Consider the following 16,116-nt stretch of genomic DNA (forward strand, 5'->3'; position numbering starts at 1 on the left):
TATTTAGAATAGTAGAAGATTGTAAAGACATGTCGGAATTTGTTACATGTTTGTGTAAACCTTATTTTATTCGAACTGGCAGGCTTACCGTGAACGCCGTTCCTTCCCCAGGACGACTAGCTACAGTTACCCTTCCTTCATGCAGCTCAACGATTTTTTTAACCAATGATAGACCCAGTCCGCTGCCGCCACCGCTTGCAGTTCTAGCTTTGTCCGCCTTATAAAAACGCTCGAAGACCCGAGGCAAATCTTCCTCCGAGATACCAATCCCGCTATCTTGAATCTCTACCTCTACCCGTTCATCCACCATACGAAGCCTAATATGAATACAACCGCTCTGTGGAGTAAATTTGATGCTGTTATGCAGGAGATTGGTCCAAACCTGCCTCATCAAATCTTTAACCGCATTGATGTTTACTTCTTCCAATTCGGCCTCTACCTCTATATTTTTCTCCAGCCATTGGGGCTCGGAAGCCAGAATGGTATCACGAAGCTGCTTATCCAGACGGTAAACCTGATTTTCAAACGGGAAATTGCCCGATTCAAGCGCGGACAGCTTCAATAAATTATCACTGAGCCCAGATACACGGGTACTCTCAGCCACAATAATATTAAGATAATGCCTTCTACTCTCCACACTTACAGTCTCATCCTGAAGTGCAAGAGCAAACCCCCGAATCGAGGTTAGCGGAGACTGGATTTCATGCGATACATTGGAGATAAAATCCTGACGCATAGTCTCCATCTGGCTCAGCTCGCTGGCCATTACGTTGATACTCTCTACAATTTCACCGAATTCCCTGTAGTCCTTTTTATTATCCAGTACCACATCGAAATCACCCTTAGCAATACGCCCTAAACCTTCGATGATCGAGTTATAGAAAACACGTTCCCAGCCCCGAAAAAACTTTGAGGTTAATAATGCCATCAGGAACAAGATTACAATACCGACCATCACACTGATTAATTGAACAACATACTCCGAGGAGGGACGCCCAACCCTGCTATATATCCAGTTCATCAGGAAATAAGCTGCACTCCAGCTAATCCCAACGCCACCAAAATACACAAAAGTCATCCCAATCCGCTTAAGAATCTCCTTAAACTGATTCATACTCAGCCTCCAGCCGATACCCTAGTCCGCGGATCGTACGAATAACGAAACCATAGTTATCCTGATTGAACCGTTCACGCAAACGATTGATATGCACATCGAGCGTCCGCTCATTCCCTTCAAAATCATAACCCCAAATTTCTTCGATCAGCCTGTCTCTTGTTAATGTTTGCCCCGGATAGCTGCCCAGCTTAAACAACAGCTCAAATTCCTTAAGCGGCAAGGTGATTTCCCCATACTCTGAGGAGACCTCGTAGGTTTTACGATTCATACGCAATCGGCCTACGGTCACACTTTGCGCGGCCGAAATCTGATATCGTTTAAGCAGCGCCTTTACTCTCGCAATAAGTACAACCGGCTCAAATGGCTTGACCAGATAATCATCACTACCCAGCTCAAAGCCTTTTACAATTTGTGAGGTTTCCCCTTTGGCTGTCAGCATTAAAATCGGGAAATCATAGTTGTGGCGCATCCGCCGGCATAGCTCCCAGCCGTCCATGTTGGGCATCATTACATCAATAATAGCTAAATCTATGTTATTACCTTCCAGAATCTGAAGAGCCTCCAGTCCATCGGATGCTCCATAGATCTCATCCATTCCTTCAGCTCTCAGAAATACTTCTACCAATTCGCGGATGTGCGGATCGTCGTCCACTACTAGTATTTTTGTCATACAGCACTGGAGCCTCCTCTTTAATGTCCTGAATCTCGGGGTTATTCATCTGTAGCTGCTGGGTGGCAAATTCACGATATAATTCATGGTTTTCCAGTAGCTCCTCATGACTTCCCATTCCGGTAATTTGACCCTTTTCCATAAAAATAATCTGCTCTGCATTTACAACTGTAGCCAAACGGTGCGCTATTACAATCGTAGTCCGACCCTCCATCAAATTGGACAGTGCCTTCTGCACCACGGCTTCCGATTGGCTATCCAGACTGGAAGTGGCTTCATCAAGCATAAGAATCTTCGGGTTCCGCAGCAGTGCTCTAGCAATAGCAATCCGTTGCCGCTGTCCACCAGACAGCTTCACGCCTCTTTCGCCGACATCCGTATTATAGCCTTCAGGAAGTGCATCAATAAAGCCATCTGCATAAGCCATTGCTGCTGCTGCGTGCATCTCCTCCCTGCTAACGTCACGATCCAATCCGTAGGTTAAATTCTCAGCAATCGTACCTGAAAGCAGTGGACTTTCCTGCGAGACATACCCTATAAGCTTCCGCCACGAACGCAGTGAGAATGTAGATACTGGCTTGTCACCCAGCTTAATCAGGCCTGACTGAGGCTCGTAAAAACGTTCTAGCAAGGAGAACAACGTGGTCTTACCGCCTCCACTCGGTCCGACAATAGCCGTCACCTGACCAGGAAGCATCTGGAAACTTACATCATTCAATACCTTCTCACCATTTTTATATCCAAAGCTTAATCCCTCTACTGAGATCGGACCTTCTTCGCCATTTGCCTCTTCCTGTCCTTCATATACTTCCTCTTCTGCTGCCAAGGTCTCAATAATACGCTCAGAGGCACCCTTAGCTTTCTGAATCTGTGTGAAGAACGTAGTCAGTTGAGTAAGTGGCATAATAATCTGAATAAGATAAAGAATAAAGGCGACTAGTTCTCCAGCCGTCAAGACGCCGGAAGATACCTGCATCCCACCATAACCGATAATGACCACAAGCAGCATCATAAAAACAAAGGAGACAAGTGGACTGATCATCGCGCTAATCTTGCCTTCACGAATACCAAAAGAAAGCAGGTTCATAATTCCAGCCTTGCCTGCCTCGTACTCTTTTTTCTCTGCGCCTGAGGATTTGACCAGACGGATCTCAGATAAAACACCACTAAGTGTAGCAGTAAAAGAAGCTGTCTCGTCCTGCATACCCTTCGAGATTTTGTACATCTGCCGCCCAAGTGGTACTAGTATCAGCGCAGAAAGTGGAAGAACAGTGAATAGAACAAGTGTCATTTTCCAATTTAAAAATAGTAGAACTGAGATCGAACCTACAATGGAAATCACTCCGGTAAATAAGCTGGCTAGATGTTCAGAAATTAGCGTTTTGATAATCCCTGTATCATTCGTCATGCGGCTGACACTTTCTCCCGTTCGGTTGTCATTATAATAAGCCACAGGCAGAACTAGAAATTTACGCCACAGTCGGTCCCGCAGACCTGCAACCATCTTCTGACCTGCATAATTGAGCAGATAGATAGAGATCCCTCCCGCAATGGTCTGCGCAATAAATGCAGCTGCTATACCCGCAATTTGCAGCTTGCTCACGGAGGCCAGAGAAAAGCCATCCACCAAGTTCTTAGTGAACATCGGGATGACCAGACTGACCAATGTCGATATCATGCTTAACGCAATGGCTATAGCCAATAAGCCGTATGAAGGCTTGGTTTCTCTTAATAGCGTCAAGAACGGCTTCAGCGCCATCTTTCGCTTGGATTCGGATTTCTTCATGACAATGACTCCCCTTTTCTTAATAGCTCTACGAAAAAAGCATAGTAATATCTTTCTCGCCTTACACCCATCCTATCTGCAGATTGTAAACTGAAGTTAAACGCGCCGATCAGACAATAATGCCTTGTCAGTTCTCATTCTGCGGGAATAGTCACAGGCCAAAATAACGCCCGTTACACTTAGCGTTTGTACCTTCTACGCACGCATTCACGCATTTTTTGTCGCTTATCGTCTCAAACATAAATAAAACCCAAAATAATGAAAAAAAGTAAAAAAGGGTGTTTGTATCCCTTTTCAACACGTGTTACAGTGATAGAAGGGCCTACTATTGGCCACTCTACTCCATGCAAGATATTTAGTGAGAAAGGAGTGAACCATTTGCGAAAAGGCGTTATTCCATCTTCTATCACGTCTTTAAAATGGTTCAATTTTTTTGTATATGGAACCATGGTCCTCTTCACCAGCTTCTTTCAACTATACCTGCTGGATGTAGGGATGAACAAATTAGAGATTGGTGTCTTATTCTCTATGGGAGCGCTAGTATCCATATTTGCAAATCCATTTTGGGCGTTCTTAACAGACCGTTCTCAGAATATACGGCGTATCGTTTTGCTAATGTTATTCGGAACGTTAGTGTGCTCACAGTTTATGTTTCGAGCAAATACATATGAAACGATCTACAACGCCATTATTTTGTTCTATTTCTTCCAAGGACCACTATTTGCTCAAAGCAACACGATGATTCTCAGCTATATTGATGGAACTAATCAGCGCTTCCGTTCTTTCCGGCTTTGGGGTTCAATAGGGTGGGCACTGATTGCGATTGTCGCCGGCTTTATCCTGGATTGGGCTGATGTATCCATCTTGACCTATCTTCTTACAGCGTTACTAGGTGCATCAATCCTATCCGTTCTTGTATTACCTAAAATAAACCATACCATTATGAGAGCTCCGATGCCGTATAAGGGCTTAGGTAAGTTGATTTTCAATCCTTTTTTCTTGTGTTTTTTAGTGTTTGGTATTCTGGTATCCATACCAAACACTATGAACACTACATTTATATCCTTGTATATTACGGATCTGGGCGGTTCTAAAAAAATGATTGGTCTTGCCGTATTCCTCTCCTCCATTTTGGAGGTAGGCGTATTCGTTCTCTGTGACCGGTTCCTGAAACGTAAAATTTCTGTTCTGCTCGGCTGGCTTGCATTGGTCAGCGGTTTGTTCGTTCTGCGTTGGTGGTTTATGGCTGATGCGACTACTGCCCTTCAAGTGGTGTTCATTCAAATTTTACACTGCATAACGTTCGGCGGCTTTTTCTATGTAGGCACCCAATTGACGATGCTCCTGATTCCACGTCCTTATCGCTCTTCCGGACAAGCACTCTACACCCTAAGCTGGAGTGGGATATCCGGTTTCATTGGAGGTATTCTCGGAGGTTGGATGTATCAGTATCTGGGTGCACAAAGCATGTATCAGACAGGTGTATTCTTGACGCTTATTGGAACGCTTGGCTTTGGTTTCATGTGGCTCTTTGTTAGCCGCGGCGGGTATCGTCCCCCTTCAGAGGAAGATGAAGAGATCTTCGACATTGAAGCATTATAATCAAGTATAAACGCCTTCGGCGTCCTTATAAGGACGGTAAGCGTTTAAGCGAGAAATATAAGACATGAAGTATAGGTGCAAAACTTATACTTTCTTATATTTTCAACAAAAAGCAGGCTCAAACGTACCTATTCGGGACGTTTGAGCCTGCTTTGTTGTTACCTTAATTAATTTATCTGTTTAGCCTTGTTTAGGAGGCTGAAATGAACTCTTCAGTGAAACGATAAGATTGAATACAAGATGTCCAGGCGCCGAATATTTGCTATCCACATTAAAATAGCCATGACGGAAGAACTGGAATTTATCCTGAGCCACGCTATCCTTAAGCGCAGGTTCAACAAACCCTTGCAGGATTTCTATGGACTTAGGATTTAGCTGATCTAAGAAACTAGGCTCCGATTTCTCTACCGAGGAATCCAAACCTTCAACCTCCACAGCTTCATCCGCTTCTTCAGCAGAAATCAGAGGCTCATATAGACGGAATTCCGCAGGAACCGCTTGGCTAGCTTCAACCCAGTGCAACGTACCCTTTACCTTGCGGCCTGTAAACCCGCTTCCACTCTTCGTTTCTGGATCATACGTACAATGCAGCTCCACTACCTCGCCATTCTCATCCTTAATAACATCATTACATTTAATGAAATAAGCATGCTTCAGACGTACTTCATTGCCAGGGAACAACCGGAAATATTTGTTCGGCGGATTCTCCATAAAGTCATCACGTTCCACATAAATTTCACGCGAGAATGGAATTTGGCGTACACCCATTTCTTCATTCTCTGTATTATTCTCCGCTTCAAGCCATTCCGTTTGACCTTCTGGATAGTTGGTAATTACAACCTTAAGCGGTCGTAACACAGCCATAGTACGCGGTACAGTTAGCTTAAGATCCTCACGAATAAAGTGCTCCAGCATTTGCAGGTCCACCAGACCCTGACTCTTGGAGATCCCTGCTTCATATACGAATTTACGAATCGCTTCCGGTGTATATCCTCTGCGGCGTAGACCAGAAATCGTAGGCATCCGTGGATCATCCCAACCGTCTACATGTCCTTCGTCTACAAGCAGCTTCAGCTTACGCTTACTAGTCATCGTTTGAGCCAGATTCAGACGACCAAATTCATATTGATGAGGGACAGCTGGCATCTCACATTCAGCTACAACCCAGTCGTAGAATGGACGTTGATCTTCGAATTCAAGTGAGCAAAGGGAGTGGGTAACCCCCTCAATAGCATCTTCTAACGGATGAGCGAAGGTATACATTGGATAGATACACCATTTATCGCCTGTGTTATGGTGATGTGCATGTGTAATCCGATAAATGACAGGATCACGCAGGTTAATATTCGGTGACGCCATATCGATCTTGGCGCGAAGAACCTTCTCACCGTCCTTGAATTCGCCTGCACGCATACGCCGGAACAGATCCAAATTCTCTTCGATGCTACGATCGCGATGCGGACTGTTCTTTCCTGGTTCCGTCAGCGTTCCACGCAATTGACGAATTTCATCCGCACTGAGGTCATCGACATAGGCTTTGCCCTTTGTAATTAATAATTCGGCACGTTTGTACATTTCCTCAAAATAATCAGATGCAAAACGCAGCTCTTCCCATTCATAACCGAGCCACTTTACATCTTCCTGAATGGAGTTTACATACTCCATATCCTCTTTGGCCGGATTCGTGTCGTCAAATCTTAGATTAGTCTTACCACCGAATTCGTCCGCCAGTGTAAAGTTAATCCAGATCGCCTTGGCATGTCCGATATGTAAATAACCGTTCGGCTCCGGCGGAAAGCGTGTGACAACTTCCTTTACTTTACCTGTACGGAGGTCTTCGGTAATAACATTTTTAATAAAATTGGAGGGGGTAGTACGGTTCTCCACAGCTATCAACCTTTCATTCTGTAGTGTTACACTACTTCTTGTATAAACATGTTTCCTACTAATATACCCGTTAACTCTAGATTGTTCAATAAAAGGGGGCACAAGGTCAGGATCATTTTTTAGCGTCTTTAGACCTTTTGACTTCTCTGCGGGCGATAGAGTAGCATGATAATCATAAGAAATAATCCATAATCATACATAAGGCCTTGTGCCGAAAAGGAGGCAACCGCTTGTTTAATTATGTCATCGATGAAGAGCTGATGTTAAAGCCGCTCCTGCCTGAGCATGCTAGGCACATATTCGCGTTAGTGGAGCGCTCGCGGGAACGGCTTAGGCAATGGCTTCCTTGGGTGGACGCCGTTACGGAACAGGATCACAGCCTTAATTTCATCAAAAATGCTACAAAACAAGGCACCGAAAATGGCGGCTTCACCGCCGGGCTTTGGATTCGCGGCGAGCTGGCTGGCATCATTGGGTATCATCAAATTGACTGGCATAACCGCTCCGTAGGGATTGGTTATTGGCTAGGTGAAGGTTATGAAGGCAAAGGTTATATGACCAGCGCCTGTCGCGTTCTAGTGGACTATGCACTATTGGAAATGGAGCTGCAACGTGTAGAAATTCGCTGCGCGACCGGAAATGTTTCCAGCCGGGCGATCCCGGAACGACTTGGTTTTGTTCTTGAGGGTGTGATTAGACAGGCAGAGAAACTGCCTGATGGCTACGTCAACCATGCCGTATACGGTTTATTGCGTAGTGAATGGCAGCTGCTCGGCTAAGTTAGGCTAAGCCATGCAATACACATAAGCTCATAATTCAAAATAAACCTGGAAGGCATACGCCTCCAGGCTTATTTTGATTTGTAGATAGTGTCTAACTCTCCGGCAGACCCAGCTGTTTTCGAAACTTGTTCCGAACTACGGCGGAGAGAGTTCCTAGCTCCGCAAGAGCTGCCAGTGCAGCTTCCTCTTGCAGCCCTACTTGCATTAAATGTAGTACATGCGCCACGGACGCACCGCCAGCTCCACTTTCTTTTTTGACAATAGCATCTCCGGTTGAAATCTTTCCTTCACGAAGCACACGCAAGTAAAATCCGCTATATCTAGTGTCCAGCACTTGAGCCGGGAGATCTGCGGGGCCATGCTTTTGTGAGATTTTGAAGCAAGGATAACGCGGCTGACTGACCTGTAGCACAGTGGTACCTATTTCGTACACATCGCCAATGCACACGTCTGTCTCTAATAAGCCTGACGTTGTTATATTTTCTCCAAAGGCAGAGTAATCCAGTTTCTTCCCAAGCTGCCGCTGCCAGTAGGGATAATGCTCGATGGGATAGGCACAAACTGCCTTATCAGGGCCCCCGTGATGTTTCAGGTCCGCCTGACCATCTCCAACAAAACCATTGGCATGTAGCTGAACTGATCCTTCTACAGGCATTTTATAAATTCCAGTCTCCAAAGGTTTCCCCCGATAATCCACTGTTACCGGCCGCCCCACATTAAGCGAGATGATCTCCATATCCTTCTCCTCCTGCCAGCATACAGCACATAAATATTTCATCCACATATCGACCGCCAAGATAAAACTCCTCCCGCAGACGTCCCTCTTCCACAAACCCGCATTTACGATAAAAAGAAAGCGCTGATTCATTACAGGATAATACGCGTAGACGCAACTTACGAATGGCATTATCTGCGGCATGTTCCTTAATAGCCTCTATGAGCTGCCGGCCAATACCTAAACGTTGATAATCCGGATGAACAGCAATATTGACCTCGCACACATGCCTGTTACTCTCCATTCGACTAGGGCAGCCAAACCCAACATATCCGCATAGCTTGTCATCCTTTAGCGCTACTAGCTGCGAACCCGGGGGAGCATTCAGTAGGTAATCCTCTTGGGAACGCCAGATTAATGGCCCCGGGCTAGTGTCCTCCGTCCAGATCATATGATCCAGATGAATCAGTTCCCGCACGTCTTTAATTTCTGAGAACCTTATTATAAACCTGTCCCTGTTGCTAAGTTTCATAAAGATGTACACCCCTTGCCTTGCACCTCTATAGAATTCACAGTAGATCATTTGAATCCACTATGCTCAACTATCCTATTGACCGCTCCAATGAATTTCCTCGGCGGTTGATATACGCATGAACGATAAAGAATCCTACGGACAGCAGTGCCATCGCACATGCCAACCATGCGGTAGGCGCTAGACCTCCACTGTCGTATAATCTACCCATTAAGTATGGCCCAATCACCCTACCGACTGCCCCCATTCCTCCACTTAGACCTAGATAGAAAGGAGCACTGCGACCTGCATGATCTGAAATAAAGGAAGGCATGGCCGGAGATATCAGCATTTCCCCAAGCGTAGCGAGTACCATCCCAAGCACTAGACCTGAATAAGTCGGCATCCATAAAAGAACAGCATACCCTCCTAAATAAAATAGAGCACTTACTGTCATTTGCGCCGTTGAGGTAGATGCGAACCAACGTTTAATTACTGTTACGAGCGGCTGAGCCGCAAGAATGAGAATTCCGTTAAGCGTCCAGAGAAAACCATAAGTCTTCTTAGGCCAGCCCTCAGAAATAATAAAAGGAGATACTCCTGTATTCCAGATAGAGTTACCTAGCAGTAGGAACATCGAGGCAATACCCATATAAAAATAAATTCGTGTGTGCCCCATTAGCTTCCAGGTGGATTGTTTGTCAGGACCAGCCTTCTGATGTTCTGCGACCTCCTGCGAAGAATCTCCTCCGACTTTCTTGAGATATACAAAAAAGAATACCGCAAATACCGCAGAAGTTACGCCGTTCATCACAAAGCTGAGCATATAAGAAATATCGGCCAAAAAACCACTTAACGCCGTACCCAGTGCTACACCAATATTATTGGCGACATAAATAACATTAAACAGCTCTCCGCGCTGCTTCGTAAAACGAAAGCCGATAAATGCCTGAATCGCAGGTAATGACAGTGAATTAAAGAGCCCTACCAGTCCCATCGCGACCATAAATAACGTCCAGTTGTTACTTGCTGCCGGCAAAGTGAACAGTGCAAGTGCATTCATGCCCAGCGCTCCAACAATCAGCCGGTTAACGCCTACCTTATGATAGAGTGAGCCCCCGAGTAGTTGACCCACAATCCCTCCAACCGATTGAATAAGAATCACTAATCCAGCATCCGACATGCTGCGTCCAAGCTCATCAAAAACATACATCGTAACCAGTGGCCACATCAGTGCACTACCCGTTGCATTAATAAGGCTAGCAATTAAAAATATCTTAACTTCTTTAGGATAATTCTGTAAAAACTTCATAAGTAGTGTACATCCCCTGTAATATATGTGTCATTATTCCATCCAGTATTATCCCAAAACAGGGTTCAGGGCAAGCAGACGCATTGACGTGCTATCGTGATAAAGTATTAGTATACTTCACTTCTTATTTAGGGCTAACTTCTAACGTCGCTGAGAAAAAAGCGGCACCGTTCACGTCCACTGTCCGCCCTATTTTTATTATCTATTTATATTTTATAGTTGCCGCTGTCGTCCGTAAAGTAGACTGAACGATAATGAAGTGTTTCATTATTACAAAGCCGGGGTAATAGAGCCTAGAAACACTCCCCCTTTTAAAATTCGCCGTGCGTCCGATTTCGTTCCCCCGAGCTCGGATACATCACGGCGGATTTTATTTGTCTATACAGCAAAAAGCACCCCTCGACTATTCTAAGGAGTGCTTTATAAGATAGGTTTAGGCGTGTTTCTTTACACCGCTGCCGGACATGCTGTCCACGGACTGAATAGATGCAGGCTCTTTACGCAGGTAAGCCATCCAATAAGCTGCCGCAACAAAGATTGCACCACCCGTCAAGTTGCCTAGCCATACCGGAACAAAATTGTTAAAGTACTCTCCCCATGAAAAATAACCTTCAAAAATAGCTGCGGGAATTAAGAACATGTTGGCTACAACGTGCTGGAAGCCGATAGCTACAAAAGCCATCGTCGGGAACCAGATGCCGAGGATTTTGCCACTGAAGTTATCTGCTCCATAGGAGAGCCATACCGCCAAAGCTACGAGCCAGTTACAACCTATACCGGAAACAAATGCCGGAAAGAAGTCTGCTTCAAGCTTATGTCCTGCCATCTCCACTAATTTTTCCAAATACACACCGTCAGAGGTTAAACCAACCACGTGACCGAAAAAGTAAGCTACAAACAAAGCTCCCGCCAGATTGCTTAGGGTAATCAATACGAGATTCTTAACAACCTCCCAGAAGGATATCTTCTTAGCCATAAAAGCAAGTGGCACAGCCATCATATTGCCTGTCAGTAGTTCTCCCCCTGCAAGCAGTACTAGAATCAACCCAACAGGGAAGACAGCTGCTCCAATAAAGTTAGCGATGGATCCCCATTCATGTGGTGCGCCAGCAATAACGCGAATATCCAGTAAAAATCCGAGCGCGATAAACGCTCCTCCCAGAAAGCCCAGAATTAGTACGGTGCTTAAAGGATTATGCGCCTTTTTTATGCCGTTCTCGACCGTGACTGCGGCAATCTGCTGCGGTTTATTATAAGCCATGATTCCTATCCCCTTCATCTATTTACTTAAAATTTGTTCCTTTACGACCATTGTAGCGTGTCATAAAACACATTAACGTGATAATTATCACTTAATGAAAAACTAAGTGAAACTTTTCACTGACATGTCAAATTTAACGAAGCGCATCCATAATTACATTTGTAAGGATAAGCTCCATATTATTTTAAAGGTATATAGTACCAGCTTCAATCACAAAAAACCGGAGCCATATATGGCTCCGGTTTACCCACCTTTATTGTTCACAGGCAATTAAATTATACGGTTACTGCCTCTTTGCTTGGTACTGATGCTGGTAGCGATTCGAGGCCAACTGTATTCAGGAAGTTCCAAGGCTTGTTGTAATGAGGTTGGAAGAAGAAATCGATAAAGGCAAGCTGATCGATTGTCATTTTATTTTGAATACATACAGATACTGTGTTGATTGATTGCGTCAAATCCGTCTTGGACAAGATTTGCGCTCCGAGAATGCGGCGTGTGGCGCGATCAAATACCACTTTTAATTGTACCTGCTCGAAGGTTGGCATAAATTCTGGACGGTAGTTGTCAATAATCATGGTAGTTTCTACATCCATCCCTTCAGCCTTAGCCCCTTCTTCAGTAAGACCTGTAGCAGCGATATTATCTTCATAAATTTTAATGCCCGAAGTCCCTTGAGTGCCCATATAAGGAATCGTCTCTGTCACTAAGTTATGTGCGACCAATGTGCCCATCCGTACTGCATTGGTTGCCAGTGGAATATAAGCGTGCTTACCTGTAGGGTTGTAATGAATCGCACAGCTGTCACCAGCGGCATACACATCTGGGCAACTGGTTTGCATATAATCATTGACCAGAATTGCGCCATTTGGCAGCATATCCACTTGACCTTTTAACAGCTCAGTATTTGGACGGAAGCCGATGCAGAGAATTACAAGATCCGTCTCATGCTCCCCTTCACTTGTGATAACCTTGGTAACTTTACCACCTTCACCAGCAAAAGAACTTACCTTCTCATTCAGCGCTAATTTAATACCATGGTCCTTAAAGGATTGTTCGATCGGCGCAGTAAACTCTGGGTCTAAATATTTATTCAAAATACGATCCTCACCATCAATGAGCGTAACTTGCTTTCCGTTCATTTGGAAGGCTTCCACCAACTCAACGCCGATATATCCAGCACCTACAACTGTGATTTTATTTGCTTGTTTAGCTTTTTCTATAATGGTATTGGAATGATCATAGTTCTTGCAAAGTAAGACGCCTTCCAGCTCAATCCCTTCGAGCTTCGGCACAATAGGCCATGATCCCGTAGTCATTATCAGCTTATCGTAGGTATCGTCAAACTCCTGTCCGGTTGCCAAATTGCGAACACGCAATGTTTTGGACTTCGTATCCACAACAGTCACTTCATGACGCATGTTGGTCTTTACACCAAGCTCAGCAAGCTTCTCAGGGGAAGAATAGAATAGCCCGTGTGGGTCCTTGACCACTCCACCTACATATAAAGCAATTCCACAGGATAAGAAAGAAATATTATCATTACGCTCATACACCGTAATCTCGGCTTCCGGGTGAAGCTTAGCAGTATTTACAATTGCGGCAGTTCCGGCATGGGTACATCCAATGACAGCTACTTTCATTATTTTCTTCCTCCTTCAAATGGACAACCTGGTTATATATTCGAATTGCTTGACTGACCAAATTAGATATCTGATCACCGATGAGTTAATTGTGATTTATTTCACTTTATAAACTGATTATATTGTGATATTTATCACATTACAAGTCTTTTCGCCTATATTCTCAGATTGTTCACAATTTTAAGCATTTTCCGTCACTGCTGCCGATTGCGACCTCGTTAGCTTTGCCATGGGCGTAGAACATTATGTTCTGCCCCCTCAGGATATACTTTCTTATAACGCGCAAAAAAGGCTTCCCCCTAAACCACAGGGAAAAGCCTGATCATAAAATAAATCTACACCAAACCGTGAATTACGCCATCCTCATCCATCCATAGTGCCTCAGCAGCAGGCTTAGCCGGTAGACCTGGCATCGTAACAATATTGCCCGTAATCACTACAGCAAACCCTGCACCGAGCGAAAGGGTAATATCACGGATACCTACCGTGAAACCTTCTGGAGCGCCAAGAAGTCTAGGCTGATCTGAGAAGGAATAAGGGGTCTTCGCCATACATACTTGAAGATTATTTAACCCAAGGCGCTCAATCACCGCTAGACTGCGTTTAGCCGCAGGGGAAAAGTTAACCTCCGCACCACGGTAAATTTCACGAACAATCTTGGTGATTTTGGAAGAGATGTCGAGTTCATTCTCATACAGAGGAGCAAAACGTTCAGTATCTCTCTGGTCCAGAAGTTTCTTTAGTTCCGAAGCCAACTCTTGTCCGCCCGCACTACCTTCTGCCCACACCTTGGATATTGCCGCAGGAACGTTCAATCGTCGACAAGCTTCCACAACGTCATTAATCTCTTCTGGGCTATCCCCTTCAAAATGATTAATAGCAACAAGAACAGGTACTCCAAATTTGCCGAGATTCTCTACATGGCGCTCCAAATTAGACAATCCAGAGCGCAGCGCCGTCCGGTTCTCGGTTTGGAGCTCATTCTTAGGTACACCACCGTTATATTTCAAGGATTTCACCGTCACGACAAGCACTGCCGCTGAAGGGGTTAGACCCGCTTGCCGGCATTTGATATCCATGAATTTCTCTGCACCAAGATCCGCTCCGAAGCCTGCTTCCGTAACAACAACATCTCCCAGCTTGAGTGCATATCGAGTACCGATAACACTACTGCAGCCATGGGCGATATTCGCAAATGGACCACCGTGTACAATAACAGGAGTGCCCTCCAGGGTCTGCACCAGATTAGGCTTAACTGCTTCCTTCAGCAGCGCTGTCATCGCTTCAACTGCCCCTATTTGCTCGGCCGTTACAGGCTGTCCTTCTTGGTCATATCCAATCAAAATACGGTTCAGACGCTTTTTGAGATCACTCAGATTATCACATAGGCATAATACAGCCATAATCTCAGAAGCTGTTGTAATCTGAAATCCACTTTCCCGCACAGCTCCATTTCCATCTCCGAGTCCTGTCACGATATTCCGCAGACTACGATCATTCATATCCATCACGCGTTTCCAAACGATACGCTGCGGATCAAGACCCAGCTCATTACCTTGGAAGATATGATTGTCAATCATCGCAGACAATAAATTATGTGCAGAAGTCACCGCATGAATATCACCCGTAAAGTGCAAATTAATCTCATCTGCCGGAATAATCTGTGACTTGCCGCCGCCCGTGGCACCACCTTTCATGCCTAAGCATGGTCCGAGGGATGGTTCACGCAAGGCAGCCACTGTTTTTACTCCTGCTGCGTTCAATGCCTGTGCCAGCCCAATGGTTGTTAAGGTCTTCCCTTCGCCAGCAGGGGTTGGATTCACCGCAGTGACCAATACCAGCTTGCCATCTGGTTTGTTCTTCATGTCTTCCCATAAGGACGGTGATAGTTTACTTTTATATTTGCCGTATAGTTCCAGATGCTCTTCGTCAATTCCCGCTTGTGCTGCTACCTCTGTAATTAACTTCATGCTCGTATTGAACCCTCCTGCCGTTATTATCCTGCTGTATTCCACGCTTTATGCATATTTTGCATGGGCATTACATTCTCTTCAAAGGATACATGGTCTCTGTAAAGCGTCAAGTATAATTTATCACAACAAAATTTAAGGCGCCTATTCTATATTCCTATGTAAAAAAAGAAAATCCCGTCGAAGCTCGGCCAAAGACCGAGATCGAAGGGATACTTGTAAAAGAACAATTCATCAGTCCCTAAATAATCTACAATAAGGACTCAATCTGTTCTGACATCGTTTCTGGTGATTCCTTAGGCTCAACCCGAGCGACAACACGGCCGCTACGATCTATAAGGAACTTCGTGAAATTCCAGCTAATGTCGCTGCTGTCTCCAGCACCGGGTTGCTGCTCTTTTAAATAATTAAAAAGAGGGCTGGCGTCCGGTCCATTCACATCCACTTTGGCAAACACAGGAAAGGTAACGCCATAATTAATCTGACAGAATTCTTCTGCCTCTTCACTTGTACCCGGCTCCTGACCCGCAAATTGGTTACAGGGGAATCCTAATACTACAAGTCCCTGATCCCCATACTGCTCGTACAGCTTTTGGAGATCTCCATACTGCGGTGTAAGCCCACATTTGCTCGCCGTATTGGCAATCAGCAGCACCTTACCTTCATACTCCGTGAATGACACTTCTTTACCCGAAGGCGTAACACCGGAAAAATTGTAGATCGACATCGTTATTCCCCTTCCTTCCATGTACTTAGACTACACTACGTATCTTACCCGAACTGTAATAGAATGCAACTTATCGAAACTCTCTAACCACAAAGAAAGAAAAAAGCAGCCCTATATATTGCTTAGGACTGCTCTC

The 16,116-nt window shown here is 44.9% G+C and carries 13 protein-coding genes; 2 read left to right on the forward strand and 11 right to left on the reverse strand.

Annotation, left to right across the window (positions count from 1 at the left end):
* Positions 1–61 precede the first annotated feature (61 nt).
* The 3 genes from MHB64_RS28840 to MHB64_RS28850 are packed head-to-tail and all read right to left on the reverse strand — an operon-like array spanning position 62 to position 3,573.
* Positions 62–1,114 (reverse strand): HAMP domain-containing sensor histidine kinase, encoded by a 1,053-nt coding sequence (locus tag MHB64_RS28840; protein WP_341135902.1) that lies wholly within the window; start codon positions 1,112–1,114, stop codon positions 62–64.
* Positions 1,101–1,787: a response regulator transcription factor gene (locus MHB64_RS28845; protein ID WP_094874785.1), complete on the reverse strand. Its 687-nt coding sequence runs from the start codon at positions 1,785–1,787 to the stop codon at positions 1,101–1,103. Before MHB64_RS28845 ends, MHB64_RS28840 begins: the two co-directional genes overlap by 14 nt.
* Positions 1,717–3,573 carry an ABC transporter ATP-binding protein gene (locus tag MHB64_RS28850; protein ID WP_094874784.1) on the reverse strand — a complete coding sequence of 619 codons (1,857 nt, stop codon included), beginning with the start codon at positions 3,571–3,573 and terminating at the stop codon, positions 1,717–1,719. The genes MHB64_RS28845 and MHB64_RS28850 overlap by 71 nt, the downstream gene beginning before the upstream one ends.
* A 369-nt stretch (positions 3,574–3,942) precedes the next feature.
* Between MHB64_RS28850 and MHB64_RS28855 the strand changes: the two genes are divergently transcribed.
* The gene (locus MHB64_RS28855; protein WP_373455852.1) at positions 3,943–5,175 is read left to right on the forward strand and encodes an MFS transporter; all 1,233 of its coding nucleotides are present in this window, start codon (positions 3,943–3,945) and stop codon (positions 5,173–5,175) included.
* A gap of 180 nt (positions 5,176–5,355) precedes the next feature.
* On the opposite strand, the gene MHB64_RS28860 is transcribed toward MHB64_RS28855, so the two are convergent.
* The gene (locus MHB64_RS28860) at positions 5,356–7,062 is read right to left on the reverse strand and encodes a glutamine--tRNA ligase/YqeY domain fusion protein (protein ID WP_094872105.1); all 1,707 of its coding nucleotides are present in this window, start codon (positions 7,060–7,062) and stop codon (positions 5,356–5,358) included.
* 230 nt (positions 7,063–7,292) lie between these two features.
* Between MHB64_RS28860 and MHB64_RS28865 the strand changes: the two genes are divergently transcribed.
* Positions 7,293–7,841: a GNAT family N-acetyltransferase gene (locus MHB64_RS28865; RefSeq protein WP_094872103.1), complete on the forward strand. Its 549-nt coding sequence runs from the start codon at positions 7,293–7,295 to the stop codon at positions 7,839–7,841.
* A 94-nt stretch (positions 7,842–7,935) separates the two neighbouring features.
* On the opposite strand, the gene MHB64_RS28870 is transcribed toward MHB64_RS28865, so the two are convergent.
* The 7 genes from MHB64_RS28870 to MHB64_RS28900 all read right to left on the reverse strand — a co-directional run bounded on the left by MHB64_RS28870 (position 7,936) and on the right by MHB64_RS28900 (position 15,980).
* Positions 7,936–8,580 carry an MOSC domain-containing protein gene (locus MHB64_RS28870; RefSeq protein WP_341135903.1) on the reverse strand — a complete coding sequence of 215 codons (645 nt, stop codon included), beginning with the start codon at positions 8,578–8,580 and terminating at the stop codon, positions 7,936–7,938.
* On the reverse strand, positions 8,561–9,091 hold the full coding sequence (locus MHB64_RS28875; RefSeq protein WP_094872100.1) for a GNAT family N-acetyltransferase: 531 nt from the start codon (positions 9,089–9,091) through the stop codon (positions 8,561–8,563). Before MHB64_RS28875 ends, MHB64_RS28870 begins: the two co-directional genes overlap by 20 nt.
* A gap of 70 nt (positions 9,092–9,161) precedes the next feature.
* Entirely contained in the window at positions 9,162–10,382 is a 1,221-nt protein-coding gene (locus MHB64_RS28880; protein ID WP_341135904.1) for an MFS transporter, read from the reverse strand.
* A 433-nt stretch (positions 10,383–10,815) separates the two neighbouring features.
* Complete coding sequence (locus MHB64_RS28885) at positions 10,816–11,643, reverse strand: formate/nitrite transporter family protein (protein WP_094877329.1); 828 nt, start codon at positions 11,641–11,643, stop codon at positions 10,816–10,818.
* A gap of 275 nt (positions 11,644–11,918) precedes the next feature.
* Positions 11,919–13,283, reverse strand: a complete 1,365-nt coding sequence (locus MHB64_RS28890; RefSeq protein ID WP_341135905.1) for an FAD-dependent oxidoreductase — start codon at positions 13,281–13,283, stop codon at positions 11,919–11,921.
* A 335-nt stretch (positions 13,284–13,618) separates the two neighbouring features.
* A complete protein-coding gene (locus MHB64_RS28895) occupies positions 13,619–15,253 on the reverse strand; it encodes a formate--tetrahydrofolate ligase (RefSeq protein WP_341135906.1) in 1,635 nt (544 codons plus the stop codon).
* A gap of 250 nt (positions 15,254–15,503) precedes the next feature.
* The gene (locus tag MHB64_RS28900; protein WP_094872092.1) at positions 15,504–15,980 is read right to left on the reverse strand and encodes a glutathione peroxidase; all 477 of its coding nucleotides are present in this window, start codon (positions 15,978–15,980) and stop codon (positions 15,504–15,506) included.
* Positions 15,981–16,116 lie beyond the last annotated feature (136 nt).

It is taken from the genome of Paenibacillus sp. FSL K6-2859 (assembly GCF_038008265.1).
Taxonomy (GTDB): domain Bacteria; phylum Bacillota; class Bacilli; order Paenibacillales; family Paenibacillaceae; genus Paenibacillus_AQ; species Paenibacillus_AQ nitricinens.